This window comes from Paenarthrobacter sp. C1 (assembly GCF_049315185.1).
Classification (GTDB): Bacteria; Actinomycetota; Actinomycetes; order Actinomycetales; family Micrococcaceae; genus Arthrobacter; species Arthrobacter nicotinovorans.
Window position 1 is genome coordinate 4,105,668 of record NZ_CP186052.1, and the last position, 25,089, is coordinate 4,130,756.

General features: G+C 63.5%; 25 protein-coding genes. 14 read left to right on the forward strand and 11 right to left on the reverse strand.

The window, feature by feature from the left end; genetic code table 11:
* The first annotated feature begins 47 nt into the window (after positions 1 to 47).
* From ACNAOU_RS19175 to ACNAOU_RS19195, 5 genes are read left to right on the forward strand one after another with little or no spacing between them, the layout of a single operon-like run.
* Positions 48 to 884 carry an SDR family oxidoreductase gene (locus tag ACNAOU_RS19175; RefSeq protein WP_189076244.1) on the forward strand — a complete coding sequence of 279 codons (837 nt, stop codon included), beginning with the start codon at positions 48 to 50 and terminating at the stop codon, positions 882 to 884.
* A 28-nt stretch (positions 885 to 912) separates the two neighbouring features.
* Complete coding sequence (locus tag ACNAOU_RS19180; RefSeq protein ID WP_422757515.1) at positions 913 to 2,610, forward strand: thiamine pyrophosphate-binding protein; 1,698 nt, start codon at positions 913 to 915, stop codon at positions 2,608 to 2,610.
* Positions 2,611 to 3,240 carry an alpha/beta fold hydrolase gene (locus ACNAOU_RS19185; RefSeq protein WP_422757516.1) on the forward strand — a complete coding sequence of 210 codons (630 nt, stop codon included), beginning with the start codon at positions 2,611 to 2,613 and terminating at the stop codon, positions 3,238 to 3,240.
* Positions 3,233 to 3,454, forward strand: coding sequence for a recombinase-like helix-turn-helix domain-containing protein (locus ACNAOU_RS19190; RefSeq protein WP_018778265.1), 222 nt, complete (start codon positions 3,233 to 3,235; stop codon positions 3,452 to 3,454). The genes ACNAOU_RS19185 and ACNAOU_RS19190 overlap by 8 nt, the downstream gene beginning before the upstream one ends.
* A gap of 3 nt (positions 3,455 to 3,457) precedes the next feature.
* Entirely contained in the window at positions 3,458 to 4,558 is a 1,101-nt protein-coding gene (locus ACNAOU_RS19195; RefSeq protein ID WP_422757517.1) for a Rieske 2Fe-2S domain-containing protein, read from the forward strand.
* Between the two features lie 97 nt (positions 4,559 to 4,655).
* Here the strand turns inward: ACNAOU_RS19195 and ACNAOU_RS19200 are convergent, their stop codons facing one another.
* The gene (locus tag ACNAOU_RS19200) at positions 4,656 to 5,180 is read right to left on the reverse strand and encodes a cupin domain-containing protein (protein WP_018778263.1); all 525 of its coding nucleotides are present in this window, start codon (positions 5,178 to 5,180) and stop codon (positions 4,656 to 4,658) included.
* 217 nt (positions 5,181 to 5,397) lie between these two features.
* Here ACNAOU_RS19200 and ACNAOU_RS19205 point away from each other — a divergent pair, with 217 nt between their 5' ends.
* On the forward strand, positions 5,398 to 5,946 hold the full coding sequence (locus ACNAOU_RS19205; protein WP_018778262.1) for a MarR family winged helix-turn-helix transcriptional regulator: 549 nt from the start codon (positions 5,398 to 5,400) through the stop codon (positions 5,944 to 5,946).
* A 7-nt stretch (positions 5,947 to 5,953) separates the two neighbouring features.
* On the forward strand, positions 5,954 to 6,763 hold the full coding sequence (locus ACNAOU_RS19210) for an aspartate dehydrogenase domain-containing protein (protein ID WP_422757518.1): 810 nt from the start codon (positions 5,954 to 5,956) through the stop codon (positions 6,761 to 6,763).
* Positions 6,764 to 6,795: 32 nt separating this feature from the next.
* Here ACNAOU_RS19210 and ACNAOU_RS19215 read toward each other — a convergent pair whose 3' ends face one another.
* From ACNAOU_RS19215 to ACNAOU_RS19245, 7 genes are all read right to left on the reverse strand, one after another.
* Complete coding sequence (locus tag ACNAOU_RS19215) at positions 6,796 to 7,224, reverse strand: heat shock protein transcriptional repressor HspR (protein WP_018778260.1); 429 nt, start codon at positions 7,222 to 7,224, stop codon at positions 6,796 to 6,798.
* 11 nt (positions 7,225 to 7,235) lie between these two features.
* Positions 7,236 to 8,213 carry a DnaJ C-terminal domain-containing protein gene (locus ACNAOU_RS19220; protein WP_018778259.1) on the reverse strand — a complete coding sequence of 326 codons (978 nt, stop codon included), beginning with the start codon at positions 8,211 to 8,213 and terminating at the stop codon, positions 7,236 to 7,238.
* A gap of 169 nt (positions 8,214 to 8,382) precedes the next feature.
* Positions 8,383 to 9,042, reverse strand: a complete 660-nt coding sequence (locus tag ACNAOU_RS19225; RefSeq protein WP_018778258.1) for a nucleotide exchange factor GrpE — start codon at positions 9,040 to 9,042, stop codon at positions 8,383 to 8,385.
* A gap of 2 nt (positions 9,043 to 9,044) precedes the next feature.
* Positions 9,045 to 10,910: a molecular chaperone DnaK gene (gene dnaK, locus ACNAOU_RS19230; protein ID WP_018778257.1), complete on the reverse strand. Its 1,866-nt coding sequence runs from the start codon at positions 10,908 to 10,910 to the stop codon at positions 9,045 to 9,047.
* 314 nt (positions 10,911 to 11,224) lie between these two features.
* Positions 11,225 to 12,115: a DUF817 domain-containing protein gene (locus ACNAOU_RS19235; protein ID WP_306878149.1), complete on the reverse strand. Its 891-nt coding sequence runs from the start codon at positions 12,113 to 12,115 to the stop codon at positions 11,225 to 11,227.
* Entirely contained in the window at positions 12,108 to 12,899 is a 792-nt protein-coding gene (locus ACNAOU_RS19240) for an oxygenase MpaB family protein (protein WP_422757519.1), read from the reverse strand. The genes ACNAOU_RS19235 and ACNAOU_RS19240 overlap by 8 nt, the downstream gene beginning before the upstream one ends.
* A 23-nt stretch (positions 12,900 to 12,922) precedes the next feature.
* The gene (locus tag ACNAOU_RS19245) at positions 12,923 to 13,648 is read right to left on the reverse strand and encodes a TetR/AcrR family transcriptional regulator (protein ID WP_422757520.1); all 726 of its coding nucleotides are present in this window, start codon (positions 13,646 to 13,648) and stop codon (positions 12,923 to 12,925) included.
* Between the two features lie 147 nt (positions 13,649 to 13,795).
* On the opposite strand from ACNAOU_RS19245, the gene ACNAOU_RS19250 reads away from it, so the two are divergent.
* Entirely contained in the window at positions 13,796 to 14,728 is a 933-nt protein-coding gene (locus ACNAOU_RS19250) for an NAD-dependent epimerase/dehydratase family protein (RefSeq protein ID WP_079581927.1), read from the forward strand.
* 20 nt (positions 14,729 to 14,748) lie between these two features.
* On the opposite strand, the gene ACNAOU_RS19255 is transcribed toward ACNAOU_RS19250, so the two are convergent.
* The gene (locus ACNAOU_RS19255; RefSeq protein WP_039243172.1) at positions 14,749 to 15,600 is read right to left on the reverse strand and encodes a phytanoyl-CoA dioxygenase family protein; all 852 of its coding nucleotides are present in this window, start codon (positions 15,598 to 15,600) and stop codon (positions 14,749 to 14,751) included.
* 112 nt (positions 15,601 to 15,712) lie between these two features.
* On the opposite strand from ACNAOU_RS19255, the gene ACNAOU_RS19260 reads away from it, so the two are divergent.
* Both ACNAOU_RS19260 and ACNAOU_RS19265 read left to right on the forward strand, forming a co-directional pair.
* Complete coding sequence (locus ACNAOU_RS19260; protein ID WP_281444561.1) at positions 15,713 to 16,546, forward strand: helix-turn-helix transcriptional regulator; 834 nt, start codon at positions 15,713 to 15,715, stop codon at positions 16,544 to 16,546.
* Positions 16,547 to 16,926: 380 nt separating this feature from the next.
* Positions 16,927 to 19,359 (forward strand): HAD-IC family P-type ATPase, encoded by a 2,433-nt coding sequence (locus ACNAOU_RS19265; protein ID WP_422757521.1) that lies wholly within the window; start codon positions 16,927 to 16,929, stop codon positions 19,357 to 19,359.
* Here ACNAOU_RS19265 and ACNAOU_RS19270 read toward each other — a convergent pair.
* Positions 19,341 to 19,718, reverse strand: coding sequence for a hypothetical protein (locus ACNAOU_RS19270; RefSeq protein ID WP_018778250.1), 378 nt, complete (start codon positions 19,716 to 19,718; stop codon positions 19,341 to 19,343). The two genes, ACNAOU_RS19265 and ACNAOU_RS19270, sit on opposite strands and share 19 nt — an antisense overlap.
* 136 nt (positions 19,719 to 19,854) lie before the next feature.
* Between ACNAOU_RS19270 and ACNAOU_RS19275 the strand changes: the two genes are divergently transcribed.
* From ACNAOU_RS19275 to ACNAOU_RS19285, 3 genes are all read left to right on the forward strand, one after another.
* Positions 19,855 to 21,447, forward strand: a complete 1,593-nt coding sequence (locus tag ACNAOU_RS19275; RefSeq protein ID WP_422757522.1) for an alkaline phosphatase D family protein — start codon at positions 19,855 to 19,857, stop codon at positions 21,445 to 21,447.
* Between the two features lie 99 nt (positions 21,448 to 21,546).
* Entirely contained in the window at positions 21,547 to 22,206 is a 660-nt protein-coding gene (locus ACNAOU_RS19280) for a hypothetical protein (protein WP_422757523.1), read from the forward strand.
* A 48-nt stretch (positions 22,207 to 22,254) separates the two neighbouring features.
* A complete protein-coding gene (locus ACNAOU_RS19285) occupies positions 22,255 to 23,490 on the forward strand; it encodes a pyridoxal phosphate-dependent aminotransferase (protein WP_422758696.1) in 1,236 nt (411 codons plus the stop codon).
* Between the two features lie 8 nt (positions 23,491 to 23,498).
* Here ACNAOU_RS19285 and ACNAOU_RS19290 read toward each other — a convergent pair whose 3' ends face one another.
* Positions 23,499 to 24,536, reverse strand: a complete 1,038-nt coding sequence (locus ACNAOU_RS19290) for a zinc-dependent alcohol dehydrogenase family protein (protein ID WP_018778243.1) — start codon at positions 24,534 to 24,536, stop codon at positions 23,499 to 23,501.
* Positions 24,537 to 24,619: 83 nt separating this feature from the next.
* Here ACNAOU_RS19290 and ACNAOU_RS19295 point away from each other — a divergent pair, with 83 nt between their 5' ends.
* Entirely contained in the window at positions 24,620 to 25,078 is a 459-nt protein-coding gene (locus ACNAOU_RS19295) for a carboxymuconolactone decarboxylase family protein (protein WP_018778242.1), read from the forward strand.
* The last annotated feature ends 11 nt before the right edge of the window (positions 25,079 to 25,089 follow it).

Here is a 25,089-nt window from a genome sequence, read left to right on the forward strand (position 1 = left end):
AGCGCAGTGAGGACCCCCTTGAACATCAAAAAGAAGGAGAACCGTACGTGGACCTGCAGTTGAAAGATCGGACAGTGGTGGTGACGGGAGCCAGCTCAGGCGTTGGCCTCGCCACCGCACGGCTTCTCCTGGGCGAAGGAGCCCGGGTAGCAGCATGCGCACGGGACGTGGACCGGCTTGAGGAAGCGTTCAGCGAATTCTCTTGGGCCGACCCGGATTCCATCCTTTTGGAATCCTGCGATGTCACGGACCGGAACGCTGCCGATGCCTTCATCACCACCACACTGAAGCGCTTCGGTGGCATCGACGGACTGGTCTGCAACGCAGGACGATCGCTGATGGCAACACTGGAAGACACCACAGACGAGCAATTCCGGGAAGAGTTCGACCTCAAGATTTTCGGGGCGTGGAACATGATCCGCTCCGCGCGCGCGTCGCTTGCCCGCTCGGCGTCCGCCGTCGAGGTAAGCCAACCGCCGTCGTCGACGACCCGCCGGCCGGGCGCGGCGATAGTCAACGTCAACGCCATCCTGGCCCGGCAACCGGAACTTCGCCTTGCGGCGACGTCTGCAGCCCGTGCCGGGCTGCTCAACCTGACGCACTCGATCGCCGAGGACCTGGCATCGGACGGCATCCGCGTGAACTCAGTGATGCTCGGGCTCATCGATACAGGCCAGTGGCGACGGCGCTTCGAAATCGCGATGTCCGACCTCGGATACGCCGACTGGAGTGCCGAAATAGCCAAGGACAGGGGCATCGGACTCGGCCGGTTCGGCACAGCGGAGGAAGTGGCTTTCCACATCGTCACGCTGCTTTCGCCACTGAGCGGCTATACCACCGGAACCACGGTGGAAGTCGGCGGCGGCGTGAACCGGTACGTCTGACAACCACTCAAGCTACGAAAGGGACTCGATGTCACAGAAACAATCAACCAACGGACCCAACGGCGGGGACGTACTGGTCAGGGTGATGCGCCGTCACGGGATCGACACCGCCTTCGGCGTCATCAGCATCCACAACCTCCCCCTGGTGGAAGCCGTGGACCGTGAACTTACCTTCATCCCCATGCGCCACGAAGCCGCCGCGGTGAATGCAGCCGATGCTTACGCCAGGGCAAGCGGCAAGTTCGGTGTTGCCCTGACCAGCACCGGTACCGGAGCCGGCAATGCGGCCGGCTCCATGGTGGAGGCGTTGACGGCGGGAAGCCGCGTCCTGCACATTACCGGCCAGATCGACAGTGAATTTCTCGGCGGGAACCGCGGGGTTATCCACGAGGTTCCACGCCAACTGCAAATGCTGGACGCCGTCTCCGGATACGCGCGCACCATCTTCAACTGCAAGGACGCCGAAGCCGATCTGGAGGAGGCCATTGCCCACCTGCAGTCGCTGCCGCATTCCCCCTCCAGCATCGAATGGCCCACTGACCTGCAATACCTGGCGCGCCCCGATGAGCAGCGGGCCATCGAAGCCGCTGAGCGGCTTCCCCCCGAGGTGGATGCCGAAGCCCTCAACGAGGCAGTCGAATTGTTGGCCGCGTCCAAGCGCCCGGTGATCTGGGCAGGTGGCGGGGCTGCCGGAGCAGGCGAAGCGCTGGCCTCCCTCATGGAGCGTCTGGGAGCCGGGCTGCTGAGCAGCAACTCCGGGCGGGGCGTTGTTCCCGAAGACCACAATCTGGTCATCGGGAATTTTGCCACTACGCCGGAGGCATCAAGGTTGCTGGCGGAGGCGGATCTGCTGCTCAGCATCGGCACGCACTTCCGATCCAACGAAACCAAGCACTACCACCTGGCGTTGCCCGCGCCCCATATCCAAATAGACATCGACGCCGACGCCATCGGCCGCGTCTATCCCGCCGATGTTGGGCTGCTTGGTGACGCGCGGAGCATCCTGGCCGCCATCAACGGGCAGCTGGACGCCCGGCGGGGCCCGCTTCAGTCCGACGCCGATCCGGCCGCAGGGTCCTGGCCGAAGAGGGTCCGCCAGGTCCGCTACTCCGTCCGGGAACAGCTCTCCGGTTACATCGGTGGATACGCCGAGGTCTGCGAAAGCATCCGTCAAAGGTTCCACCGCGAATCGGTCATCGCCAGGGACGTGACGATTCCTTCCAGCCAGTGGGGCAATCGGCTGCTTCCGATCTACGCAAGGGAAACCAACGTCTTTCCCGTTGGTGGTGGCATCGGCCAAGGCCTGGCCATGGGCATCGGCGCTGCTTGCGCGCGGCCGGAGGTTCCCACTGCAGTAATGGTGGGCGACGGCGGCCTGGCCGTCCACCTTGGAGAGCTCGCTTCCTTGGCCGGTTCAGGCGCATGGTGTGTGGTGCTGGTGTTCAACGACGGCGGTTACGGTGTGCTCCGAAACCTCCAGGAGGCCAATGGATTTGCGCGGGCGGGAGTGGATCTCAGAACTCCCGACTTCGAGCTGTTGTCGCGTTCGCTCAGCCTGACGTTTTGGCGCGTAGAGTCACCGGGGACCTTCGACCAAGCCTTGGTTGAAGCATTGGACGTCCGCGGACCGGCCGTCATCGAAGTTGACGTCACAGCGCTGGTCCCCCAGCCGGGACCTTTTGTTCCTCCCGTCCACATCCCGCAGCCCGGGCACGAGGAGGCCTGAATGGAAACTTTGAATTTCAGCGACCCTGGCCTCGGCCGTGTCATGGACACAGATTCCCCGGATGGGCTGTCCATGCCCAAGTACCCCGTTGTCTGCCTGAGTGGTTCCGGCACTACGGACTCGTGGTTCTCTTTCCAGCGTGATGACTTAGGCGCCCGGGTGTGGGCCGAGGAGCAGGCTTCCGCTGCTGCTGGGAGCGCCCGGGGCTGGGCAGAGTCTGCTGCTGTTGCCTTGAAGAAAGCGGAGAACGGTCCGGTACACATCGTGGCAACCGGCCCGGATGTCCTGGGCGCCGTCATTCTGGGATCAACCCATCCCGGGCTGGTGATGAGCCTCATCCTGGGCGACCCGGAGGTGGACCCCCAGGATCTCCAGCTGGCCGGCGTGATGTCCGAGGTACAAGCTCCCACGCTGGTGATTGCAGCAGCACCAACCCTCGATACGGACATCTCAAAAGCCCAGAGCGTGGCCGGAGGCATCCGGAACGGGGTCTTCGTCATCATCGACCATTGCGGGATCCCCGCTCACCGAAACCGTCCCGGTTCCTTCAATGAGTGGGCCACATCGTTCATCAAGATCGCAGAAGGCCTGCACGCCTTCGCCCGACCCGAAAAGGATGGAAATGCCTGAACTGTATCTGGATCCAGCCCAGTCACGCCTGGGGAAACCCCTTGGTCCCTACGAGAAGAAGCTGTCAGGAGCGTTGGCAGAGATCTTTGGCGGGGGGACGCATGACTTGGAAGGAGTCATTGCGGGACTCAACACCCTCGGCTTGCACGCACCGAACGGCGAGCCCTGGAACGAAGAAAGCTTCCGTGCCGAAATGCGACGACTAGGAGAATAGCCCATGACCATCACAACAGCTCCGACCTCCGGACAAGCAGGCGCCCCGGTATCACGACCAGCCGGAAAGAAGAAGTACGCAGTGGGCGTACGCCATCACATGGATGCCGCCGAATTGGCCGCCAGTGGCCTTCGCGACCGCTGGTACCCCATCATCCCCTCGCGGTTCGTCGGTGCGGGAGCCATGGTCAAGGTCAAAAGGCTGAACATCGACTGGCTGCTGTTCCGTGACGCCCGGGGGCAGGTCCGCATGCTCGAGGACCGGTGCCCTCACCGTAGTGCACCGTTGTCTGTGGGCCAGCACCTAGGAGACAGGATTGCTTGCAAGTACCACGGCGTCCAAGTGGATGGGACCGGAAAAGTGGTTTCCGTTCCAGGGATGCCCGGCTGTGCCTTGGAAGGCAAGACTGCCACGGTGTCGCTTTCCGTTGTTGAAGCAGCAGACACGATCTTTGCGTTCATGCCGCTCACGGAGGATTCCGAGGTACCGGAATTCAAGGTCCCGGACCGGCTGGCTGATCCCGCCGTCGCCTGGTTTTCCAACTATGCCGAGTGGAGGGGCCCTTGGCGCTTCTACATGGACAACGTTCTGGACCCCATGCATGGCGCCTTCCTGCACCGTGAATCACATTCAATGTCCGGCGGCGATACCAGTGCGCGGTTCCGGATCCGTGAGACGGAACGGGGATTCTTCTTCGAGAAAACAGATCAGCGCGGCGTCAATTTCGACTGGGTTGAGTTCTGCCGCGAGGGCATGGACTACGTTGACCTGGAAATTCCGTACGCCCGGTCGGCGGGACCAGGCGGCGTTTTCGGAATCGTGGGAATGTCGACGCCGATCGACCAGGAGACGTCCGCCGTCTTCCACTGGCGTACCCGGCGTGTATCCGACTGGGAACGGGATGTGTGGAGGTTCATGTACAAGGCAACCCTGGAGGAAAAACACTGGGTGGTCCTGGAACAGGACCGCGAGGTTCTTGAGGCCCTGGCAGCTGACGCAGACAGGGAAGAAAATCTGTACCAGCACGATCTCGGCGTAGCGAGGATCCGCAGAATCCATCAGGCCGATGCACGCGAGCAAGCCGCCAAACTGGAAGCCCTGTAGCTTCAGGACCCGGTTGTCGCTTGAGGTATCGCGGTCACACACAAGTACGCCCGGAGCCTGCCAGTAGGCTCCGGGCGTACTTGGTTGCCGACTCGTACTACCGGGTTACCCCGTGCATTTCGGAGGACGGCGGGTAGAAAGGAATCTCCGGCTTCCTGGAGCCGATAATGACGCAGATCAATGCGTCTTCGTCGCTGACCGTTCGAAGGCTCCTGGGTACACCGGCAGGTACACGGATCAAATCGCGGTAACCCAGAACCCGGCTCGCCTTCTTGGTCCCGTCTTCGACATCGTGAACGCTGAATTCAACCTGTCCCTCAAGAACGAAGAACACTTCTTCCACATCGGGATGAGTATGTTCCGGACCTACGCATCCCGCCGGGAGAACCATGTTGGAGAAGGTGAAATGCTCCGCTTGGAGGACATTGGTATCACCGGAATGGTCCCCCGTGGCGCCTGAACCGATGTAACGGACCTGACCACGACGGAACTTGGCGCCGGCCTTCGTTTGGAACTTCAGGGTGTCGAAATCGACCTGCCGCGTATCCCTTGAAGCGATGGACGAATCAATCATCGCTTCAAGTTCGGGTGTGGTCTCCGTTGCTGCAACAGCTTCACTCATGATGGACCTCTCTCGTTGCTACTGCCTTGTTGCGGACGTCTTCGATGACGCCGCATTCAACTATCTCTTTGGATCTAGTTATCTCAACTCTAAGATAACCAGATCTGAGTGACAAGCAGGACAAACCCGATGGACTCACGCACCAATCTTCCTCGTACTGAGAAAGTCAGTGCTAAGTTATTTATGAAAAGGGCAACCACGATGAGAATGGACCACCATGGGTAAGCAACCGGACACCAGCGACACAGTGGACAGCATCCTCGAGGATTGGGCCCGGGAGAAGCCCGGACTGGACGCCGGTACCATCGGCGTCTTCGGGCGCTTGGCCCAGATCATCATCAAACAGCGCGTCATTGAAAACTCAGTTTTCGAAAAATACGGACTCACACTGGCCTCCTTTGACGTGCTGGCAAACCTGCGCCGCTCCGGTGAACCACACCGCAAGACAGCCGGCGAGCTGGCAAGTTCGTCAATGCTTACCACCGGCGGGATCACGTTCAGGCTGGACCGCATGGAGGAACAAAACCTCATCGAGCGGGTGCGCACGCGTACCGACCGACGCGTCGTCTATGCGCAATTGACCCCGCACGGCAAAGACGTCATCGACTCCATTTTCGAGGAGCACCTCGCCACACAGCGCCAGATGCTGGCCGGGCTGAACGCCAAGGAAATCACCCAGCTCAGCGGGCTCCTCAGGAAGGTTTCCGCTTCCATCGACCAATTCGAGGACGGACAGTCAGTACCCACCGCTGACGCCGGAAAGTGAAACAGGAATGACGTCCCACCGCATAGGAATCATCGGCTACGGAGCCATCGGCGCGCGCGTCGCCGAGGACATCTCCCTGGGCAAGGTGGTGGGCGCAGAACTGGCCGGCATCATCAGCCGCACCGACAACGGAACCGGGCGTCCCGCCGTCGAACGCCCCTTCCCTTCGCTGACCTTGGAAGCGGCCCTGGAGTGCTGCGAGCTGATCGTGGAGTGCGCGGGGCAGTCCGCCGTGGCTGAATACGCTGAAAAGATCCTGGGCGCGGGCGTAGATTTCCTGATCACCTCCATCGGCGCCCTTGCCGACCAGGGCCTGGCAGCACGCTTGAACGCGTGCGGTCCAGGGAGATTGTTCCTGACGTCGGGCGCAGTGGGCGGGCTCGACCTCCTTGAAGCCGGCGCAAGGGAAGCCGCCTACGATTCCGTGGTGGTTTCCACCACCAAACTTCCTGAAACGCTGGTCCAACCTTGGATGGAACAGGAGCAAGCCGATGGGATCCGAGCGACCACAGAACCGCTGGAGGTCTTCCTCGGCTCAGCCCAGGAAGCGGCACGGCTGTTTCCGCGCTCACTCAACGTCGCAGCGGCCGTGGCTGAGGCCGTCGGGGATTGGGACGGCGTGCAGGTGCGGCTGACGGCCGACCCGAAGGCCTCACTGACCAGCCACGTCATTGAAGCCTCGGGCCCCTCCGGCGAATACCGCTTCGAGATCCGCAACAACCCCAGTCCGCAGAACCCGAGGACCAGCGGGATAGTCCCCTTTGCCGTCCTCCGGTCCTTGGAAGCGGCGATCGGCGAACGCGGAGGGCTGGTCTAGCTAAGCCTGCTCCAGCTGCATTGATGCGGGGATCAACGGTCCTCCGCCGGCCGCGGCCGCCACACGACAACTGCCTGGGAACGACCCCGTGGCCGCTGCCCGCGGGCAAGGCTGACGACGTCGCCGGCAGCTCCCGCCGCGAAGATGCGCGCATCCATCGGCGTGCGGCGCCGTGACAGTTCCTCGGTCAGTTCAGCCACCCGGTACTGCAGCGCGGCCACCTGGTTCTCAAGGTCAAGGATGCGCTTGATGCCCTCGAGGGAGACGCCAGACTGCGAAAGGCGCTGGACCTCCCGCAGTTTATTGACGTCGTTCTGGGAGTAGCGGCGGGATTTGCCGGGGGCGCGGCTGGGCGAGACGATGCCCAGACGGTCGTACTGGCGCAACGTCTGCGGATGCATGTCAGCGAGCTCCGCAGCGACGGAGATGACAAAGATCGGCTGGTTGACGTCGATTGCCATGACCTGCCTCCTTACAACCGGGCCTTCGCGGCCAGGTCGCGACGCGGGTTCGCGTCAGTGGTGGCAGCAGCGAACGCCTTGACAGCTTCTTCCGCTTCTTTGTTCAGGTTTTGGGGAACCGCGACGTCGATGGTCACCAGGAGATCGCCGGTCGCCTTTGACGTCTTCACGCCACGGCCCTTGACCCTCAAGGTACGGCCAGAGGGTGTGCCCGCCGGTACACGCAACTTGACGGTGTCGCCGTCGAGCGTTGGAACCTCAATGGTGGCGCCGAGCGCCGCTTCCGCGAACGTGACAGGCACGTGGATGCGGATGTTGTCGCCGTCGCGCTGGAAGAAATCGTGGGGCTTCACGCTCACGGTGATGATGAGATCACCGTTGCCTGCAGGGCCGACGTTGCCCTTGCCACGCTGACGGACCTTCTGCCCGTCCTTGATCCCGGCTGGAATCTTGACGTCGATCACGTTGCCGTTGCTTTCGCGCAGGCTCACCGTGGTGCCTTTGATGGAGCCGGCGAAGGAAATGGTGGTGGTCGCCGTGCGGTCCGAACCTTTCTGCGGAGCCCGCTGGAAACCGGTCTGGCCGGCACCGCCGAATCCGCCGCCGAACAAGTCGGCAAACTCCGGAGGGATGCCTCCGCCCGCAGGCTGACGGGCGCCTGGTCCGCCGCCGAACAGGCCGCCAAAGAGGTCCTCGAACCCACCGTTGGCACCCGCACCGCCACGCCCGGCTCCCGGAGCAAACCGGGCCCCGCCACCCATGGCACGGATGGCGTCATACTGCTGCCGGTCCTCAGGACTCGACAACACCGAGTAAGCCTCGGAAATGTCCTTGAACTTCTTCTCCGCAGCAGCATCCCCGGAATTCGTATCCGGGTGGTACTGCCGGGCTAGCTTGCGGTAAGCCTTCTTGATATCCGCGTCGGACGCGTCCTTGGCGATACCAAGGATCGCGTAAAAATCCTTTTCAACCCAGTCCTGGCTGGCCAAGAGCGTTTCCTTTCTAAAACAAACAAAGCGTACGGCGAGACTACCTCTAAGCCGTAGCGGATGAGGGGGCCCGGGAGTGGCATCGGGCCTGCCGGAGCGTGGCGGCCGAGTCCGTAGGACTTAGCCGCCACGCGTAGGGGCGGGGCCCCCTCATCCGCGAAGGCGGAGGTTACGCCGGGACAGCCACGATCACTTGGGCTGCACGCAGGACACGCTCGCCTGAGCGGTATCCGGAGCGCAGCACCTGGCTGACGGTGTCAACCTGGATGTCCTCGCCGGGCTGCTGGATGAGTGCTTCGTGGATGGTGGGGTCGAATTCGACACCCGTGTCCGCGATGCGTTCCAGTCCGTACGTCTTCAGTGCGTTCTCCAGTTTGGTGGCGATCGCGGCGAAGGGGCCGTCCTCGAGGTCACCGTGCTGGCGTGCGGCGTCGACGTCGTCCAGCACCGGGAGCAGGGAGTTCAGGACGCCGATGACGGCCATCTCCCCTGCTACGGCGCGGTCGCGTTCGACGCGCTTGCGGTAGTTGACGTACTCAGCCTGGAGGCGAAGGAGATCGTTGCGGAGCTCCGCTGCCTGGGCTTCAGCTGCGGCACCGGAGGCTACCGACTCTTCAGCCGGCACCTCTACCCCGTTGAGGATTTCCTCAGCCTGGGAGAGCGCATCGCCGTCCGAGGGAGCGGCGTTGCCTTCGCTGTGAGCCGTGGCTTCGCCTTCAGGGTGGCGGGCTGCCCCGGTTTCCGGGTCAACCTTGCGGTTGTCCCGAATAACCGGCTTGCGCGGCTCGTTGCCTTCTGAGTGCTCTGCTTCGTTGCCGTGATGAGGCATGGCTACTTCTTCGCTTCGTCTTCGTCGATGATTTCGGCGTCAACGATGTCTTCGTCGTTGGCGGCCTTGTCACCGGCAGGTGCACCTTCAGCGCCGGCTCCCGGAGCATCAGCTGCGGCGGCCTGCGAGTAGATGGCTTCGCCGAGCTTGGTCTGGGAGGCCTGGAGCTTCTCGAACGCGGTCTTGACGGCGGCGTCGTCGGTGCCTTCCAGTGCGGACTTGAGGGCGTCGACGTCGGCCTTGACCTCGGTCTTGACCTCTTCCGGCAGCTTGTCGTCGTTGTCGGCGATCAGCTTGTCCACCGAGTAGGCGAGCTGCTCTGCGGAGTTACGGGTGTCCGTAGCTTCGCGGCGTGCCTTGTCCTCTGCAGCGTGCTCTTCGGCTTCACGGACCATGCGGTCGATGTCGTCCTTGGAGAGCGCGGTGCCACCGGTGATGGTCATGGACTGTTCCTTGCCCGTGCCCTTGTCCTTGGCGGAGACGTGGACGATGCCGTTGGCGTCGATGTCGAAGGTGACCTCGACCTGCGGGACGCCACGCGGTGCCGGAGCGATGCCGGTCAGTTCGAACGTGCCCAGCGGCTTGTTGTCGCGGGTGAATTCACGCTCGCCCTGGAAGACCTGGATGGCCACGGACGGCTGGTTGTCGTCAGCGGTGGTGAAGGTCTCGGAACGCTTGGTGGGAATGGCCGTGTTGCGCTCGATGAGGTGCGTCATGACACCACCCTTGGTTTCGATGCCGAGGGACAGCGGGGTGACGTCGATGAGGAGGACGTCCTTGCGCTCGCCCTTCAGGACACCGGCCTGCAGTGCGGCACCAACGGCCACGACTTCGTCCGGGTTGACACCCTTGTTGGGCTCCTTGCCGCCGGCGAGTTCCTTGACGAGCTCGGAGACAGCAGGCATACGGGTGGAGCCACCGACGAGGACAATGTGGTCGATGTCGGAAACCTTGATGCCGGCTTCGGCGATGACGTCGTGGAACGGCTTCTTGGTGCGGTCCAGCAGGTCCTTGGTGAGGTCCTGGAACTTGGCACGGGTCAGCTGCTCATCCAGGTGGACCGGGCCGTCAGGGGTGACGGAGAGGTACTGGAGGGAGATGTTGGTGCTGGTGGAGGAGGACAGTTCCTTCTTGGCCTGCTCTGCAGCTTCGCGGAGACGCTGGAGGGCGATCTTGTCCTTGGAGAGGTCGATGCCCTTGACCTTGAGCTGGCTCAGGAGCCACTCGACGACGCGGTTGTCCCAGTCGTCGCCACCGAGGCGGTTGTCACCGGCAGTTGCGCGGACCTGGATGGTGGAGAAGTTGTCTTCGTCCTTGCCAACCTCGAGGAGGGAGACGTCGAAGGTACCGCCACCGAGGTCGAAGACCAGGATGAGTTCGTCTTCCTTGCCCTTGTCCAGGCCGTAGGCCAGTGCAGCCGCGGTGGGCTCGTTGACAATACGGAGGACGTTGAGGCCTGCGATTTCGCCGGCTTCCTTGGTGGACTGGCGCTCGGCATCGTTGAAGTATGCCGGAACGGTGATCACAGCGTCGGTGACCTTTTCGCCCAAGTAGCTCTCGGCGTCGTTCTTGAGCTTCATGAGGATACGCGCGGAAATTTCCTGCGGCGTGTACTTCTTGTCATCGATTGCGACGCTCCAGTCGGTGCCCATGTGGCGCTTGACGGAGGCGATGGTGCGGTCGATGTTGTTGACGGCCTGGCGCTTGGCGATTTCGCCGACCAGGACTTCGCCGGACTTGGAGAACGCAACGACGGACGGCGTGGTGCGGCCGCCTTCTGCGTTGGCGATGACGGTGGGCTCGCCACCTTCGAGAACAGAGACCACGGAGTTGGTGGTTCCGAGGTCGATACCTACTGCACGTGACATATCTTGTTTCCTTTCAATGGCCGATGTTGGAGATTGCACCTGGCAGTGGTCCGCTGGGCGGTTGACCTGTCGGGAGCCTGCTCAACAATCGGCTAGTTGAGCGTTCTGCACTCAACTGTACTCAGCCCTGGATTTAAGTCAATCCAAAGTTGAGTCTAGTGCGCTCAACTTTCTGGAAGATGACCCGGAGACCCCCGGAATCACGCGGCAAAAAGGGGTTGTTTCGCCTACGGTGAACTGGCGGTGAAGCCTCACGACGCGCACAATGCACAGCGCCACTCACCCGGAGCGGGGACACCCACATCCGGGTGTCATTAGAGAATTTGGGTGGCGTCAGCCGTTTGGGTGGCGTCAGCGGCGTCGAGCGGTTCCGGTTTGTAGACCCACGCCACCAGCACCACGGAAATGATCATCAGCAGGAACCACGCCAGGAGTTTGTCGATGGAAACCGCCTGCCATCCGTTCAGCTGGTTCGGATACAGCCACGCACGCGACCACGTGCCGATGTTCTCGGCGAACCAGATGAACAGCGCCACCAGCAGGAACGACACCAGAATCGGCATCTTGAAGCGGCGGCGGAACACCCGGAAGTGCATCACGCACCTCCCGTAGACAAGCACGACGGCGGCAAGCAGCACCCAGCGAAGGTCAAGGATGTAGTGGTGCGAGAAGAAGTTGACGTAAATCCCCGCCGCAACAAGGGCCGTGATCCACCGCCGCGGGTAGCGGTCGAAGCGGAGGTCGAACAGCCGGAAAACCCGCACCATGTAGGAACCCACGGCCGCATACATAAACCCGCTGAACAGCGGCACCGCGCCGATCCGCAGGACACCCTCGGCCTCATACGCCCAGGAGCCCACGTCCGTCTTGAACAGTTCCATCACCGTCCCCACCACATGGAAAAGCAGGATCACCCGCAACTCCCGCAACGTCTCCAGCTTGAAGCTGATCATGAGCACTTGGATGACGATCGCGGCAATGGTGAGGAAGTCGTTGCGGGCCAGTCCGGCGTCGGCGGGATACCAGAGGCGGGCCGCGATGATCACCGCAAGCAGCGCGGCCCCGAACACACACGCCCACGCCTGCTTCAGCCCGAAAACCACAAACTCCGTGAGCCGGCCACGCAGCCGTCCGCCGTCCGCACGATCCAGGTAACGGTGGGCAGCCCGGTCAATGGACTCTTCAACGGAAGTGGGATTACGCACGTGGTGCCTTGGCGTCGACGGCGAGTTGCTTCAAGTAGTAGTCCCGCGGCCAGTGCCGGATCCGCTCCGGCAGCCTGGGGTAGACCCGGCCCAGGCCCTTCATGGTCCGGTCGAACCGTCGGGCGTGGCCGGGGCTCCATGGGAAACCAAAAGCTTCCCGGACAGGCGCGGGCAGGAGCCCGGCCGTGAGGAAACGGGCCAGCGGCATGGCCAGGCGCAGCAAGCGCGGACCGCCGGATGGATAGAGCAGTTCCCTGGCGACTTTGAGCGCCTTTGCGTCCGGCCGCAACGCCTCAACCTGAGCCTGCCAGTACTCGGCGAAGGCGGACCGGTCGCGTGGCCACCTTCCGGGTGGAAGCTGGAGCGCCGTTCCGATCCGGGCATAGTCGCGGTAGATGCTGTCGGCGGTCTCGTCGTCGAGCTGTCCGTGGACCTTTTCGTACACGGTGACGGCGGTGTCGTAGAGGGTGGCGACCACCCAGAGCTGGGACTCGGCGTCGAACGCGCTGTAGCCCGCGGAGGTGGCATCGGGGCTCCGCCGGACCGGCGCGTGCGCCCGGTTGACGGCGCGTCGGACGGCTTTGAGCTGTTCCTCGGAACCATAGATCACCGCGTACACGTAGGTCATGGTGGCCCGGAGCCTGTCCATGGGGCGCTCCGCGAAGTTGCTGTGCTCGGCTACGCCGTGGCCCACACGCGGATTGGCGATCTGCAGGAGAATGGCGCGGCCGGCACCGGCCAGCAGGACGCCCTCCGCACCGATATCCGCCAGTCCTCGAGCCATCCGAATACTCTAGCGCCCCAACCTTAGAGCCCGGCCACGCCCTGAAGGACGGACAACTGGTGCTCGAACAACTCGTCGCGTGCCTTGAAGGTGTCCTGGCCGTACTGACCGAAAACCTCAAAACTGATCGCCCCGAAAACGGACGTCCACACCAGCACACCGCGCGCCAGGGACGGATCCGACACGGAGAGCTTCAGTTCCGAGCGGATGGCTTCCAGATCAGCCGCCAACGCCGGAGGAATCACGACGGCGGGACCCACCCGGGCGTCCAGGACGCCCGCCCGCTGGGCGGAATCGAAGATGCCCACCAAGCGGAAGATGACGCGGGTTCCCGGGACGGTGGTGCGCCCCCCCGGAGCTTGGTATCCGGGCACCGGACTGCCAAAGAGGAGGGCGTAGCTGGCGGGTTCCCGGAGAGCCCAGTGCCGGACCGCGCGGCCCAGGGCCTTGAATTGCCCGGCAAAGTCACCGTCCGGAACTGCTGCCACGGCCGCGTCCACTTCGTCGCCGAGCTCGTTGTAGCCGTCGATGAGCAGGAGTGTAAGGAGTTCGTCCCGGTTCTGGACGTAGCGGTAGACCGCAGAGGATACGACACCGAGGTCCCGGGCCACGGCACGCAGGGAAAGGGCAGCGGCCCCATGGACCGCAAGGTGCTGGCGTCCGATGCGCACGATGTCGACCAGGGTTTGGGCACGGGCACGTTCGCGCGGAGTAGCTGGTTTGCTTTTGGGCGTTCCGGTGGACGGCATGAGTCCAGCTTGCCATAAGAGAGAGCGTCGCCAACAAATGAGAGCACTGCTCTTGACATTGATTGAAAGGGCCGTCATTCTGGGTTCAGAGAGCAGTGCTCTCGCTTTTGACCAGGCCATCTGCCGCTGTCCCGAAAGAAGAACCCCATGTACGTTGTGACCGGAGCAGGACCCGTTGGATACACCGTCGCCGAACAGCTCGCGGAGCAAGGCCACCAAGTCCGCATCCTGACCCGATCAGGCAGCGGCCCGGAGCACCCGCTGGTGGAAAGGATGCGGGTAGATGCCTCCGACCCCGGTCAGGTCTCCCATGCATTTCAAGGCGCCCATGCGGTGTTCCACTGCATCCACGGAAGCGCCTACCGCGCCGCGGCCTGGGCAGCCGAACTTCCCCAGGCCGAGCAGACCGTGATGGATGCAGCGGCAGCCGTGGGCGCCGTCGTCGTGTTCCCTGAAAGCCTGTACTCCTACAGCGAGCCCGACCGGATCATGACCGAAGCCGGGCCTCGTGCGGCGGACGGCGGCAAACGCGGCATCCGCACCGCGCTGCTGAAGGCACGGCAGGCACATGCGGCCAATACCGTCAGCGTCGTGGCGGGCGACTTCTTTGGGCCGCGCGTGAAGATGGCCCACGCCGGCGAGCGCATGGTGAAGCCCATCCTGGCAGGCAAGGCAGTGCAGGTCATAGGGAGTACCCGCCAGCCGCACTCCTTTACCTATGTACCGGACCTCGCAGCCGCCATGATCGCTGCGGCGCATAAGCCGGAACTCTGGAACCGTGTGCTGCATGCCCCCACCGGCGCCGCCGTGACCCAGCGGGAAATAGCCGAAGCGCATGCGGCTGCCGCCGGTGTTGCTGCACCCAAAGTGAGCGCCGTGCCCGGATGGGTGCTGCGGGTGGCGGGCCTTTTCTCTACGGACATGCGCGAACTGGCCGAGTTGCTGTACCAGTTCGAGCGGCCGTTCGTGATGGATTCCTCGAAAAGCCAGCGGCTCCTGGGGCTGGAACCGACTCCCCTGGCCGAAGCCACGGCGGCCACGGTTGCATGGTGGCGCGGCGCGGTCCAGCAGCCCAAGTAGAGGTGCCGCACGGCTGCGGCTCAGAGGCCGTCGTCGTAATTCCAGTGCTCCTGCCAGCGCCAGTCGATAGGTTCGCTCAACCGCTGATAACGGATATCCGTGGACAGCCGCATGGTGCCTCCGCGGTCCATGTTGTCCAAAGCAGCGTGCACAATGTGAGCCGAGTGGACCACGACGTCCCCAACCTCGTAATCGGCCACCAGCCATCGTGCGTTACGTTCGTCCGCCAACCCCGGAAGGTCGGCGGTAATGGATGCAGCGGGAAGTTTCAGGGTCCCCTCGCGCTCGTCTGCCATCACCCAGTGGTGGCTGCCCTCAAGGTAGGTCAAACCGCCGCGCTCACGAGGGCAATCGCCCAGCGGAATCCACATGGAGAGCACGCGATCGCTGCCCTCGCGGAGGTAGACGAGATCGTAGTGTGCCTGGGTTGCCGTGCCGATGCCGCTCTCACCGGGCTTGGTGTGGCGAATGATCTTGCGCCGGTGCAGATGGACGTCATCGGCGAGAAACCAGGCAAACCAATCGGCAATTCCCTCCGCCGTGCACAGCGCCTGGTACTCCGGGCCCGGGACAATGCGATCAAACAGGCCCCGGCGCAAGGCGGCCCTGTCCGCGTCGCCCTCAGAGGCGATACCGTCACGGGGATCGGTGCCGGGTGCGAAGACATTCGCCTCGGCCAATGAAGCAAAGTAGAACTCCCTGAAATCCAGGAGCTTGTCCGGTTTCAACTGACCCTTCAAGTAGAGGTATCCGTCCCGGCGAAGCCGTGCCCACAACGCGTCGCGATCACCACGTTCGGAGGAGGGCACCGGTTCAAGCTCGGCCAAGCGGGTTTCCGATTCGTCCAGGACGTAGCCATTCGAGGTCAACATAGTCACCACCTTGGCATCGGCGCCCAAGGAAGTGAATGGACTCCCCTTGGCGATCACTTGGACTTTTGCGAGCCTTGTCTTTCTTGTTCAAGCAAGGGCAACATTGGAGGCCATGGACAATTGGTCGAGCTATCGGCAACCCGCCCACCCGCTACGGGACCTGGGCTTGGCGTGCCTCGGCGCCGGTGAGCAAAGCGGTGTTCTGCCCTCCTTTTCCGAGAGGACATTGAGCAGCCACGCCATGGTGCTGGTCTCTGAGGGGTCCGGTCATTTCACGATGGATGGCGCCCGGTTCGAAGTCCAGGCTCCCGCTGTCATCTGGCTCTTTCCGGGGGTAAGCCACGGCTACGGGCCAGGCCCCCTTGGGTGGAAAGAGCACTGGCTCCTCTTTACCGGGCCCACGGCGCGGGCGATGGAGGAGCTGGGGTGCTTCGCCCGCACCCGGCCCTTGGTCCGAATTGACGGCCACGCAGATAAGGCGGGACTTGGACTTTTTCCCCAGCTGCGGGCCGCCCTCTCAACCGCTGGGCGGCATGGAGACCTTGAGGCCTCAGTGCTCTGCCAAAGAATCCTCATCGAAACCGGCCGACGCACCACGGACCCCGGCCTTCCCGGCCGGGACGACAAGCTCCTCACCGCGCTGCACGAACTGGCCCATCTGCCACTCAGCCTGTCCCAACTGGCCGCATCAATGGAGGTTTCCGTCCCCGACCTCAGGCGTACAGTCCGGGCTGCTACCGGGACAGGCCCCAAGGAGCTCGTTCTGCAGCTGCGCATATCCCGTGCCCAGTCGCTCCTTGCCGATACGGCCCTGTCCGTTCAACGGATCGCTACGCTCACCGGCTACGACGACCCCGCCTACTTCAGCCGGCTCTTCACCAAGAAGACCGGCCACTCTCCGATCCAGTTCCGCCGTTTACACCACAGGGATACGCCTCTGCCATGACGGTGCCCCGACAGTTGAACACCGGCAAGGACGGGCACCACCCAATGTCTGAAAATGTTCGAATCATGGATTGTCACGGGCTCGGTGTCTTGACAAGGGAATTCCTACGAGCACGGTCCCCGCGAACGCGAACCCCCGTGCGGCACTGGTACGACGTCGCGAAGGGACACCTTCTGCCTGCATGCGCTCAGCATCGCCGCGATATTGCGACCCGCAAAGGGGCTTTGGTCCCGGCCGGAAAAGCCATGGCAGGAGTGGTTGGTGCATCAGGGCGGCGGCAAACGCGCGGGACCTCGCCTTCACCGCCTGACGACTGGCATACTCAATCCCATCCACGGACTGTCTCAAATCCTTGGACCGACTCAACAACGGGGGCATGAGTGCCGGAAAACGAGAAGGCTGAACCAGGGGCGGCCGTCCGGCTCGTCGGATCTGCCGTTCAGGGACTAAGCACTGCGGAGGTTGCCGAGAGGGTCGCCGCCGGGCAAACCAACGCCTTCGTGCAGGACACCAGCCGCAGCGTGTGGAGTATCGTCCGCGCCAACGTGCTCACCTTGTTCAACGGCATTATCCTGGCCTGCTTCATTGTCCTTTTCGCGATCGGCCGCTGGCAGGATGCCCTGTTCGGTTTCAGTGCTATCGCCAACGCGGTGATCGGAAGCGTCCAGGAGTACCGGGCAAAACGCGCTTTGGACCGGCTGGCCCTGTTGAACGCCCCGCACGCCCGGGTGATGCGGGACGGATCTGAAGCAGAAATAGCCTTGGACGACGTGGTCCTGGACGACACCCTCGTCCTCCGGGCCGGCGACCAAGTGCCCGCGGACGGGGTAGTCGCAGCTTCCCGCGGGCTTCAGGTGGACGAATCTATGCTGACCGGCGAATCCGATGCAGTGGAAAAGACGGAGGATGACCGCGTGTTGTCCGGATCCGTCGTTGTTGCCGGAGAAGGGACCGCCGTCGTGGACCGGGTGGGCGCCGATTCCTTCGCCAACTCTCTGGCTGCCGAGGCCAAGAGGTTCTCCCTGGTGGCTTCGGAGCTGCGGTCCTCCATTGACCGGGTCCTCAAATGGGTCACCTGGTTTGTCGGACCGGTGGCGTTGTTGGTTCTGAACGCGCAAATGCTTGCCCAGGGCGGGTGGGCCGCCGCCTCGGCGAGTGGAGCGTGGCGGGACGCGGCGACGGCGACCATTGCCGCCGTCGTCGCCATGGTCCCTCTGGGTCTGGTGCTGATGACCAGCATCACCTTCGCGGTAGGGGCTGTGAAGCTGGCAAGGCAGCAGGTGCTGGTGCAGGAGCTGCCCGCCGTCGAGGGGCTGGCTCGCGTCGACATCATCTGCCTCGACAAAACCGGCACGCTCACGCAAGGTGACATCGTTTTCGATGCCGCGAGGCCGCTGGCCGCGGTGCCCGGCTGGGAGAGCGTCCTGGCCTGGTACGGCGTCCAGAAAGACGCCAACGCCACGGCCCGCAGTCTCGCCGGCCACTTCACCGAACTGCCCGCCGATCAGCCAAGCGACCGTGTGCCGTTCTCCTCTGCGCGGAAGTGGAGTGCGGTTATTTTCGACGACGGCATGTGGATCCTGGGCGGCCCCGAGATGGTCTTCCCGGAGCGCGGTTCCGACGACGCCGGGCAACAGCAGCTGGCCTCCCAGGCTGCTGAGCTGGCCGCGACGGGACGCCGCACACTGGTCCTGGCGCACGGGACGCCCACGCATGATGAAACCGTGCCGGCCGATGCCGTTCCCGTGGCCCTGCTGACATTCAAGGAAAATATCCGACCCGATGCTGCCGAGACCCTCACTTACTTCGCGGCGCAGGACGTGGACGTGAGGATCATTTCCGGTGACAACCCAAGGACGGTGGCGGCCATCGCACGGGAAGTCGGATTGGATGCGCCCCACGGTTTTGATGCCCGTGAGCTGCCGGACGATGACCAGGAGTTCCTGGAAGTCATCAACAACAATGTGGTGTTCGGGCGTGTTTCCCCTGACCAGAAGAAACGGATCGTCCTGGCGTTGAAAGCCGCGGGACGCACAGTGGCGATGACCGGCGACGGGGTCAATGATGCCCTGGCCATCAAAGAAGCCGACATCGGCGTGGCCATGAACTCCGGTGCGGCCGCCACCAAAGCAGTGGCGCGGCTGGTCCTGCTGGACGGTAAGTTCTCGCACGTGCCCAGCGTGGTGGCTGAAGGCCGTCAGGTGATTGCCAACATCGAGCGGGTCTCCATGCTCTTCCTCACCAAGACCGCTTATGCCACCTTCCTGGCGATCGCGTTCGGCATCCTCCTGTTGCCGTTCCCGTTCCTGCCACGCCAACTCTCGGTCACTGACGGGCTGACCATCGGCATTCCTGCGTTCTTCCTGGCATTGCTGCCCAACGCCCAGCGCTACATCCCGGGTTTCCTGCGGCGATCGCTCACTTTCGCCGTGCCGGCGGGAGTATCCGTGACACTGGGGCTCGCAGCGTACGCCAAGCTCGCGGCCAACCTGTCCATACCGGAAGCTGAAATCAGGACGGGATCGACCCTCATCCTGGCGATCATCGGTATCTGGATCCTGGTGGTGCTTTCGAGGCCCGTCACCCGTTTCAAAGGGCTTGTCATCGGGGCCATGATGGTCGGGCTCGTCCTGGTGTACTCCGTCCGGTTCGCCCGCGATTTCCTGCAGTTCACCGACCCCACGCTCCCCACGGCACTGCTGGTTCTTGCAACGTCGGTTGCCTGCATCGGGCTGATTGAAATCGTGAGGTTCGTGCACCGCCGCGTTGCCTACCGGGACGCTGAAGAGTCCCGTCAGCGGCTCTCGAAGTAACGGCGTCCCCGACCTACCCACAGCGGCACAACCACCAGCACAGTTGCGATGGACTGCGAAATGACGGCGGACCAGTCCCCGTCAGCGGCCACAATCAGGTCGACCACAGCGAAGGCCAAGCCAAGGAACATCACCGCCGTTGCCCCGCTTCGGGCCGCCGAGCTTCCGCGGGCCACGCCTGAGGCGAGCCCGATCACCAGCAAACCGAACAGGACCATTCCTGCCCCGAGCAAGGTCACAGGCAGGGCAACACCGCCGGACTGGGCTTCCGGCGTATACCGCAGGAAGATCGTCAGCACTCCCAGGACAATCTGCGCGATGCCGCCGATGTACATCAGCACCACAGAGAAAGTCACCACACCGGGCCGTCTAGGGCGCTCCCCCGTCATCATGATTTGAGCATAGACGAGCCAGCACCGGGGCAGGAACAACAATTAACCACGCATTCACGCTGTCCTTGAACCCAGTCCACCCGGTCTTCCTAGGGTCGGTGGCATGGAAAGCATCTCTCGCAGGTCCCTCATCTCAGCCGGCCTTGGAGCCGGGCTCGTCGCCGGCGTGTCGGCAGCGTTGCCGCAGGCCGCCGTCGCGGTTTCGACGGCGGACGACGCCGGTCTCCGCACCGACCCGTTCACGCTGGGTATCGCCTCCGGCGAGCCGTGGCCGGACGGTTTCGTGTTATGGACGCGGCTGGCAGTGAACCCCGTGGCAGAGGACGGCCTGGGCGGCATGCCCTCCCGCAACGTCGCCGTCGCCTGGGAGGTTGCAGAAGATCCTGCCATGCGCCGGACAGTAGCCCGCGGCGTCGAACATGCTCGGATTGAAACCGCGCACTCGGTGCACGTCGAGGTGAAGGGCCTCAAGCCCGGCCGTGAGTACTTCTACCGCTTCCGCTCCGGCCGGCACCTCAGCCAAGTGGGCCGCACCCTGACCAGTCCCGCCCCCGGTGAGACTCCCGCCGCACTGGCCATGGCGTTCGCCAGCTGTGCCCAGTACGAACACGGTTACTTCACCGCCTACAAGCGGCTGGCTGAAGACCACCCGGACCTGGTGCTGCACCTCGGCGACTACGTCTACGAATACAAGAAGGACAGTTACGTGATCGGTGGCGGCAATCCCCGTGATCATGAGGGGCCGGAGACGGTCGGCCTCGCCGGCTACCGCCAGCGCCACGCCCAGTACAAGGCCGACGCCGATCTGCAGGCCGCGCACGCGATCGCGCCGTGGCTGGTGGTTTGGGATGACCACGAGGTAGACAACAACTGGGCCGATGACATTCCGGAGAACACGGACGCGGGCCAGCTCAACGACACCACCGAGCACTTCCGGCAGCGCCGCGCCGCAGCATTCCAGGCCTACTACGAGAACATGCCGCTGCGTGCATCCTCCGTTCCGGCAGGTTTCGACATGAAGATCTACCGCACCATCGAGTGGGGCCGGCTGGCCAACTTCCACATGATGGATACCCGGCAATACCGTGATGACCAGCTGGCAGGCGACGGTTGGCAGAAGAACGTGGCCGGACGGCTGGAGGAGAACCGCACCATCACCGGAGCGGAGCAGGAAAAGTGGCTCCTGGATGGCTTCCGGAACTCCACCCAGCGCTGGGACATCCTCGGCCAGCAGGTGTTCTTCTCCGAACGGGACCGCGATAAGTCTCCCGCGATCGACGACGTCTCCATGGACGGCTGGGACGGGTACGCCGCCTCCCGCCGCCGCATCACCCAGGGCTGGGTGGACGCGAAGGTGCGCAACGCCGTCGTGCTGACCGGCGACGTCCACCGCCACTGGGCGACAGACCTCAAGGTGGACTACAAGGATCCGGCCGCAGCGGTGGTGGGCTCCGAACTGGTGTGCTCGTCCATCACGTCCACAGGCAACGGCACGGGCTCCACCACCGACCCCACCATGGCCTGGAACCCGCACCTGAAGTTCTACAACGACAACCGCGGGTACGTGAACACGCGGATCACGAAGGACTCGATGACCGCCGACTTCCGGGTGCTCGACTACGTGACCACGCCGGGCGCCCCGGTCCGCACCATGAAGTCCTTCACCATCAACGACGGCGTGCCCGGCCTGGCCTGAATCCTCGTGCTACCCCTTATTCCCAGTGACTACGGGGATTTGCGGGAGTAGCCTAGTTCCAGTTGCAATTCTGGATTTCTGTCCGGCTGGGATTCTGCCGTGGGCCTTGTTCGTTCGTCGTTGTCTGAGCTTCTAGGGGTGCTCTCGGAAGCCGTCGCTCCTCACCATGTCAGGTTCGACGACGGGTCCCCCGTTGCCGTTGTCCCGCCGCCGGAGGCTCCGGTCACCGTCCGGGCGGTAACACTCACCCGGGTGGGCAGGTCCCATCATGAAAGCCCCGCCCTGGACCTTGAACTGAGGGTGGCTGTTGAATGCCACGGGCCGGAACAGCTGGACATCATGGAGCAGCTGCTCCTGGCGGTGGAAGTCCACAGCGAGTTCTCCGTGGTGTCCCGCGACGAACTCCGGGCGGAAGAGTATTCCGATGCCATCGAAGAGGGGCTGGGGTTCCTGGTGCGTGTTCCGGTGTCCCTTCGCTTCGAGGAGCCTTCCGACCCGCCCAAGCAACCTGTCACGGGCAACGGGGAGGCGGTCCGCAGAATCCGGGGACGACTGGTGGACGCCCATAACAAGGGCATCCCCGACGCCTATATCCATGCCCATTCATCTGCCACAGCAGTGGTCAGTGACGCAACCGGGCATTTCGAAGTCCTGACCTCCGCCGATGAACTTCAGCACTTTGCCGTAGCGGTGGACGGGACCGAAAGGGAAGTTTCGGCAAGCACCAAGCGTCTTCCCGTCACCATCCGCTGGTCCTGATACCGGACCTGTTTGCCCACCATGGCCTGCGCCATGAAAAGATCAACCATGCGTCCGATGCAGCACTCCAGCAAACTCCAGAACGTCCGCTACGAACTCCGCGGTCCCATCCTTCAGGCAGCCAAGGCCATGGAGGCCGAAGGGCACCGTATCCTCAAGATGAATCTTGGGGACACCGCGCCGTTCGGACTGGAAGCTCCCGAGTCCGTGGTGGTGGACATGATCCACCATCTGCGCGGTGCGCAAGGCTACAGCGACTCCAAGGGCATCTTCTCTGCCCGCACAGCGATCTCGCAGTATTACCAAACGCGCGGGCTCATGAACATCGGCGTCGAGGATGTCTTCATCGGCAACGGCGTCAGCGAGCTGATCTCCATGACACTCCAGGCATTCATGGAAAACGGGGACGAGATCCTCATCCCGGCACCGGACTACCCGTTGTGGACCGCTGCCGTGACGCTTACAGGCGGCAACCCGGTCCACTATCTATGTGACGAGGACGAAAACTGGTGGCCGGACATGGCCGACGTCGAAGCGAAGATCACCCCCCGCACCAAAGGCATCGTGATCATCAACCCGAACAACCCCACCGGGGCCGTCTACCCGCGGCACATCCTGGAACAGTTCGCGGCACTGGCCAGGAAGCACGATCTTGTCCTGTTCTCCGACGAGATCTACGAGAAAATCCGCTACGTTGACGCCCCTCACATCCACACAGCTGCCGTCGCCGAGGACATCTGCGTGCTGACCTTCAGTGGGCTGTCAAAGGCGTACCGCATGCCGGGTTACCGGGCCGGCTGGGTTGCCGTGACCGGGCCTTTGACGGCGACCGCCGCGTACCGGGAGTCCCTGGAATTGCTGGCATCGCTCCGCCTGTGCGCCAATGTCCCGGCGCAGCACGCCATCCAAACCTGCCTTGGCGGTTACCAGAGCATCGAAGCCCTCATTCGTCCCGGCGGCCGGCTCCGCGAGCAACGGGACCTGGCGTGGAAGCTGTTGACGGCCATCCCCGGTGTTTCCTGTGTCCCCGCAGCTGGTGCGATGTATCTGTTCCCGCGACTGGACCCGGATATCTACCCCATTGCCTCGGACGAGAAGTTCGTCCTTCAACTCCTGCAGGAACAGAAGATCCTGGTTTCGCACGGCACCGCCTTCAACTGGCCCACGCCGGACCACTTCCGGTTCGTGATCCTGCCGTCCGTGGAGGACATCGAGGAAGCCGTCCGCCGGATCTCGCATTTTCTGGCCGCGTACCGGAACCGCCCGGCAGAGGAATCAAACTAGGGGCGTACTTACAGCGCCGGGTCCACCATGGTCATGCCTGCCGGGTTGGCCTTGTCGAAGCCGGGCAACAGTGCCGCAGCATCTTCCAGCCCGATAGTGCGTTCGATCAGCAACTGCGGCTGGAGCGCACCCTGTTCAATGAGCGCCATCATTCCTGGATAGTCCACCGCGGCCATGCCGTGGCTGCCCAAGAGATCAAGTTCCCAGCCGATCACGCGGGCCATGGGCACCTGCGGGTTGCCGTCGATGGAAGGCAACAGTCCGATCTGGACGTGCCGTCCCCGCCTGCGAAGGCTGAGGATTGCGTCGGCGCAGGTTTGTTCACTTCCGACGGCGTCTACCGCCACGTGGCTGCCTCCGCCGGAGAGGACGTTGACCGCAGCGGGGATGTCCGCGCCGTCGGCAAGGACGGTGTGGTCGGCGCCCAAGCGTGCGGCCACGGACAGGGCCTCAGGGTTCCGATCCACGGCAATGACCTTGGCTCCCATGGCCTTGGCGATCATCACGGCACTCAGTCCGACGCCTCCCGCCCCTACCACGGTCACCCATTCGCCGGCCTTCACGTTGGCACGGGCTGCCAGAGCACGGTATGCCGTGGCGAAGCGGCAGCCGAGGCTTGCCGCCGTCGTAAATTCGATGCTTTCCGGGATGGCAACCAGGTTGCTGTCGGCGGCGTGCAGGGCCACGTATTCAGCGAATGATCCCCAGTGGGTGAAGCCGGGCTGCTGCTGCTCGGGGCAGACCTGCGCGTCGCCGGCCAGGCACCATTCACAGGCGCCGCAACCGCAAACGAAGGGGACGGTGACGCGATCGCCGACCTTCCAGCGCTGGACGCCTTCCCCGACAGAGTCGATCACGCCGGCGAGCTCGTGGCCCGGAACGTGGGGCATCTCAATGTCATCGTGGCCGGCCCAGGCGTGCCAGTCGCTGCGGCACATTCCTGTGGCCAGGACTTTCACCACCACACCCCCAATCGGGGCTACTGGCTTGGCGACCTCCCTGACATCGGGCTGGGTCCGGACTTCGTCGAAAACTACTGCGCGCACGGATTGACTCTAACAACTGTCACACTTCCGGCGCCGCTTCCGACATCCCTCATGTAAGGCATCAACTCTGAAGGGAAGTCAGCATGACCCGCATAAACATCGGCCGCAGCAACAAACTCGGCTACGCTGCCGTCATTGGCCTGGAAGGTTACGCCCGCACGTCGGTCGATCCCGATCTGTACGAGCTGATCAAGCTCCGCGCCTCCATCCTCAACGGCTGCGGTTTCTGCGTGGACATGCACGCAACGGACGGCAGGAAGCGCGGCATCCCGGACCGGAAACTGCACGCGGTGGCAGCCTGGCAGCACTCCAAGGTGTTCTTCGATGCCCGTGAGCAAGCTGTGCTCGCCCTGACCGACGCCTTGACTCAACTGGGGCCGGACACAGTGACGGACGAGATCTGGAACGCGGCCGCCACCCATTTCGACGACAGCCAGATGGGTGGCCTGATCCTGGCGATCTCCACCATCAACGTGTGGAACCGGATTGCCATCAGCACACAGATGGAGCCGCCGGTGGATGAGAAGAATCCGCTGGTCTGAAAGGTAACGTG

Bases quoted from the DNA above. Each gene is read 5' to 3' on its own strand.
- ACNAOU_RS19180 (WP_422757515.1), top strand. From the start codon at position 913: ATGTCACAGAAACAATCAACCAACGGACCCAACGGCGGGGACGTACTG.
- ACNAOU_RS19185 (WP_422757516.1), top strand. From the start codon at position 2,611: ATGGAAACTTTGAATTTCAGCGACCCTGGCCTCGGCCGTGTCATGGAC.
- ACNAOU_RS19190 (WP_018778265.1), top strand. From the start codon at position 3,233: ATGCCTGAACTGTATCTGGATCCAGCCCAGTCACGCCTGGGGAAACCC.
- ACNAOU_RS19195 (WP_422757517.1), top strand. From the start codon at position 3,458: ATGACCATCACAACAGCTCCGACCTCCGGACAAGCAGGCGCCCCGGTA.
- ACNAOU_RS19200 (WP_018778263.1), bottom strand. From the start codon at position 5,180: ATGAGTGAAGCTGTTGCAGCAACGGAGACCACACCCGAACTTGAAGCG.
- ACNAOU_RS19205 (WP_018778262.1), top strand. From the start codon at position 5,398: ATGGGTAAGCAACCGGACACCAGCGACACAGTGGACAGCATCCTCGAG.
- ACNAOU_RS19210 (WP_422757518.1), top strand. From the start codon at position 5,954: ATGACGTCCCACCGCATAGGAATCATCGGCTACGGAGCCATCGGCGCG.
- ACNAOU_RS19215 (WP_018778260.1), bottom strand. From the start codon at position 7,224: ATGGCAATCGACGTCAACCAGCCGATCTTTGTCATCTCCGTCGCTGCG.
- ACNAOU_RS19225 (WP_018778258.1), bottom strand. From the start codon at position 9,042: ATGCCTCATCACGGCAACGAAGCAGAGCACTCAGAAGGCAACGAGCCG.
- dnaK (WP_018778257.1), bottom strand. From the start codon at position 10,910: ATGTCACGTGCAGTAGGTATCGACCTCGGAACCACCAACTCCGTGGTC.
- ACNAOU_RS19240 (WP_422757519.1), bottom strand. From the start codon at position 12,899: ATGGCTCGAGGACTGGCGGATATCGGTGCGGAGGGCGTCCTGCTGGCC.
- ACNAOU_RS19245 (WP_422757520.1), bottom strand. From the start codon at position 13,648: ATGCCGTCCACCGGAACGCCCAAAAGCAAACCAGCTACTCCGCGCGAA.
- ACNAOU_RS19250 (WP_079581927.1), top strand. From the start codon at position 13,796: ATGTACGTTGTGACCGGAGCAGGACCCGTTGGATACACCGTCGCCGAA.
- ACNAOU_RS19255 (WP_039243172.1), bottom strand. From the start codon at position 15,600: ATGTTGACCTCGAATGGCTACGTCCTGGACGAATCGGAAACCCGCTTG.
- ACNAOU_RS19260 (WP_281444561.1), top strand. From the start codon at position 15,713: ATGGACAATTGGTCGAGCTATCGGCAACCCGCCCACCCGCTACGGGAC.
- ACNAOU_RS19275 (WP_422757522.1), top strand. From the start codon at position 19,855: ATGGAAAGCATCTCTCGCAGGTCCCTCATCTCAGCCGGCCTTGGAGCC.
- ACNAOU_RS19285 (WP_422758696.1), top strand. From the start codon at position 22,255: ATGCGTCCGATGCAGCACTCCAGCAAACTCCAGAACGTCCGCTACGAA.
- ACNAOU_RS19295 (WP_018778242.1), top strand. From the start codon at position 24,620: ATGACCCGCATAAACATCGGCCGCAGCAACAAACTCGGCTACGCTGCC.